Genomic DNA, 4062 nt, shown 5'->3' with positions numbered 1-4062 from the left:
CCCGGCTGGTCACCCGCCCGCGTACGCCGCCATGCGTGCCCTGCTCGAGCGTCTCGCCGCCGACCGACCCGTGCTCCTCGTGGTCGAGGACGCCGAGGGGATCGACCGGGCGAGCGCACGGCTGCTTCGACACCTGGCCGGCCGGCTCCCCCAGGCCACCGCCCTGGTCATGGCGTACCGGGACCCGCCCGGCGGGCGGCACCCGGCGCTCCTCGAGCTGCTGGGGGACGTCGGGCTGCGGGCGCTGACCGAGCAGGTGCCACTGGGGCCGCTGGACCTCCCGGCCACTGCGGACCTGGCACGCCGGATCCTCCCCGACCTCGACGAGGACGCGGTCCGACGGCTCTGGGAGCACACCGGGGGCAACCCCTACTTCGCCGCGGAGGTGACGCGGTCCTGGGCGGATGGCGAGCGGGACCTGGGCGTGCCCGGGGCTCTCCGGGACGTCCTCGTGCAGCGGTTGGGATCGGTGTCGGAGGCCTGCCGGACGTTCCTGGCGGCCGCGGCCGTGCTCGGCCACGACGTGGACCCCGGACAGGTCGCGCAGGTCGTGGCCGCCGACGAGGAAGCCGTGGCCGACGCGCTCGAGGAGGCGGTCGCGGCGGGCTTCCTGATCGAGTCGAGCGGCTCCTGGAGCTCCGGCTACGCGTTCCCCCACGAGCTGATGCGCGAGGCCACCGCCCGTCAGCTCGCCACACCGGCCCGACGCCGGCTGCACCGGCGCGCGGCGGACGCCCTTGCCACGACGACCGCGCAGGTGGCCGGTCGGGCCGCCCGGGTGGCGCGGCACCTGCGCGGCGCCGGACACCTGGCGGGTCCGGACGAGGCCGCGGAGTGGTGCCTGCGCGCGGCCCGCGAGGCGCGCGCCCTGCATGCCTGGGACGAGGCCATCCAGCACGGCGAGGACGCTGTCGAGATCCTGTCGGTGCTACCGGACCGGACGGCGTACGCGGCGGCGGCCGAGGAGACCGCACGACTGCGGATCCGGGGCAGCCGGGGCTTCGACCGGATCGTGGCGCTGCGCGAGGCAGCGCTCGAGGTGCACGCCCAGACCCGCGACCCGCGCGACCTCGGGCGGGCGCACAGCCGCCTGGGCGCGGCGCTCAGCCTCCACCACTCGGTGCTCGACGTGCCTCGCGCACTGGAGCACCTGGCCGCCGCCGAGCGGCTGATGGGCGACGACGTGGCGACGTCGGTGCACACCGGCCGCACCCAGGTGGCCATGTTCGGCGTCCGGACCCGGCTGCTGGAGGAGTCCGCCGACGCCGTGCTCGCCGATGCGGAACGCCGCGGACGTCCCGACCTGGTGGTGAGCGCCGGCTGGGCCCGGGGCTGGGCGTTGTTCAACCGGGGTGCCCTTGCCGAGGGGCGAGCGCACGACGAGACCACGTGGCGAGCCGCGCACGACCTCGGCGACCCCTACCTCGGCTGGAGCGCGGCGCAGGCGCCCGCCATCCGCCACACCATCTACCTCCTCGACCCGCGGTCAGGTCGCGCCTGGTGCCGACGAGGCCTCGGCCAGCCGCGCTTCGCCTCCACGGGTCACTCCCACGACACGCTGGTCGACCAGCTCGGCATGGCTCTCCTCACGGCGGGCGAGCACGAGACGGCCCGTGAGGTGGTGGCGGGACTCCCGGCGACGGCCCTCAGCCGTCGCCTGCTGCGGCTGCGGGACGGCCGGAGCGAGGAGGCCGAGGCGGAGTGGGCGGCGGCGATGGCCGACGACGCGGCAGCCGGGGACCTCCACGACGCCGCGGTGAACGCTCTCTGGCTCGCCGAGGCGCGTGAGCTGCTCGGCGACGTCCAGGGGGCCGTCGACTGCCTCCGCCGGGCCGCCGAGATCGGCACGACCGGCCCCCAGGTGCCGATGGAGCTCGCCGCCCGCGCCGAGCTGGCCAGGCTCCTGGCGGCGTACGACGGTGACGCGGCCTCCTCCGAGCTGGACCGGTGCCGCGAGATCCTCGCCGGCGGCGAGGACTACCGGGGCCGCACCGGACGGGTCCACCTGGCCTCCGCGCGGCTGCACTCCGTCCGGGGTGACGACAGCGAGGCCCAGCGGGCCCTGGCGGCAGCGAGGACGGTGGCCGACTCGATGGGCCTCCCCTGGACCGACGACCCCTTCCACCCGGCTTCCACGCCGCTTCCACGCCCCTCGTCCACAGTCGAGCCATGACCGAGAAGGCCCCCAGCTACGACGCGATCGTCGTCGGCGCCCGCGTGGGTGGCGCGACCGTGGCGACCCGCCTCGCGAGCGCGGGCCGGCGGGTCCTCCTCGTCGACCGCGACCGGTTCCCGAGCGACACCGTGTCGACTCACCAGATCTTCCCCGACGGCCTCCACGTGCTTGACGAGATGGGCGTGCTCGCGCGTCTCCACGCACGACACCAGCTGCGTCCGGTGCGCTACTCCTGGCGGGTCGAGGGCCACGAGGTGGCCGGGACGTTCACGCCCGTCGGCGGCCACGACCGGATGTGCTCGATCCGCCGGCACGTGCTGGACGCCGCTCTCGTCGAGACCGCCGAGGCAGCGGGCGCCGAGGTTCGGACCGGCACCGCCGTGACCGGGCTCGCGGGCGCGGGCACGGCCGTCGACCCGGTGCGTGGCGTGACCCTGGAGGACGGCACGGTCGCCATGGCTCCGTGGGTCATCGGCGCGGACGGCCGCACGTCCACGGTCGCGAGGCGGCTCGGCCTGGCGCCTCGCGACGAGCTGCGCGGCGACCTCGCGATGCTCTTCGGCTACTGGACCGGGCTGCCGGCCGCTGACTGGTGCCACATCGACGTCCGGGCCGGGGTCGCGCTCATGTCCTCCCCGTGCGAGGACGACGTCCACCTCCTGGTCGTCTCCGGCCCCGCGGACCTCACCCGTGGTTCGGCGGACGACCGCCGAGATGCCTACCTGGCCACCCTCGACCGCTTCCCCGACGTGGTCGAGCCACGTCTGCTCCGCTCGGCCGGCCGGATCGGCGACGTGGTGAGCGTGCCCGAGACGATGCTGCGCGGGTTCCGACGGGACGCCGCCGGTCCTGGGTGGGCCCTCGTGGGCGACGCGGGGCTCTACAAGCACCCCGCCACCGGCCAGGGGATCAGCGACGCGCTGGCGCAGGGGCGGCACGTCGCCACCGAGCTGCTCGCCGGCGGCGACCTCTCCGGCTACCAGGCGTGGCGGGACGCGCGCGCCGCCGGCCACTACGAGTTCTCGTTCGCCGCGGGCACGCTCGCCACGAGCGGCGCGGCCGCGCTGTACGCCGGCCTCGCGGCCGACCCCGCCACCTCGCAGGAGTTCCTCGACGTCTTCACCAAGCAGCGGGCTCCCCACGACGTCATGACCCCCGACCGGACGAGCCGATGGCGGACCGCCTGGGTCTACGAGCAGGGCCTGGCCGAGCTGGACCGGCTGCTGCTCGACCTGGGTGACGAGGACCTGTCCCGCCCGGTCCCGGCCTGCCCCGACTGGGCGGTCGGCGACCTGCTGGCCCACCTGGTCGGAATCGCCACCGACTCGCTCGCCGGCGAGTTCTACGACCGCGCGGTGGCCGCCTGGGCCGACCCGGACGCCGCCGCTGCGCGCGACGCCTGGACCGCGGGACACGTCCGGCAGCACGCCCGACCCACCCTGGGGCGTCTCCGTGACGACCTGGGCGTGCGCGGCGCCGAGCTGGCGGACGCCCTGCGCCGGGGCAGGCCGCCGGTCCGTGGCGAGCCGGACTGGGGGCTGGCGGCCCCGGTGGGCGACCTGTGCGTGCACCTCGACGACCTGAGGGAGGCCCTGGACGCGCCCGGCCCGGCCTCGTCGCCGGTCGCGCGCTGGGGGTTCGCCAGCTTCCGCGGCTGGCTCCACCAGCGTCTGCAGCAGGCCCGGCTGCCGGCTCTCGTCCTCACCGACGGCGACCGCCGGTGGACCGTCGGTGACGGGCCGCCCAGCGGGAGCGTCACCGCCGACCAGCACGAGCTGTTCCGGATGATCTCCGGGCGCCGCAGCGCCGCGCGGATCACCGAGTACGGCTGGACCACCGACCCGGCGCCGTACCTGCCGGTCATCGCGCCCTACCCGCTGCCCGGG

1 protein-coding gene and 1 pseudogene are annotated in these 4062 nt (G+C 76.2%); both read left to right on the top strand.

Translation table 11 applies throughout. The features are described from left to right. Nucleotides 1–2173, top strand: a pseudogene (locus JHD21_RS21180) (hypothetical protein); the annotation flags it as partial. Continuing rightward, the coding region (locus tag JHD21_RS21175) for an FAD-dependent monooxygenase (RefSeq protein ID WP_292679452.1) at nucleotides 2170–4062 on the top strand (1893 nt) is incomplete at its 3' end. The pseudogene JHD21_RS21180 and the gene JHD21_RS21175, both read left to right, overlap by 4 nt.

It is taken from the genome of Nocardioides sp. (genome assembly GCF_016462705.1).
GTDB lineage: Bacteria > Actinomycetota > Actinomycetes > Propionibacteriales > Nocardioidaceae > Nocardioides.
This window is presented reverse-complemented; position numbering and strand designations above follow the sequence as displayed.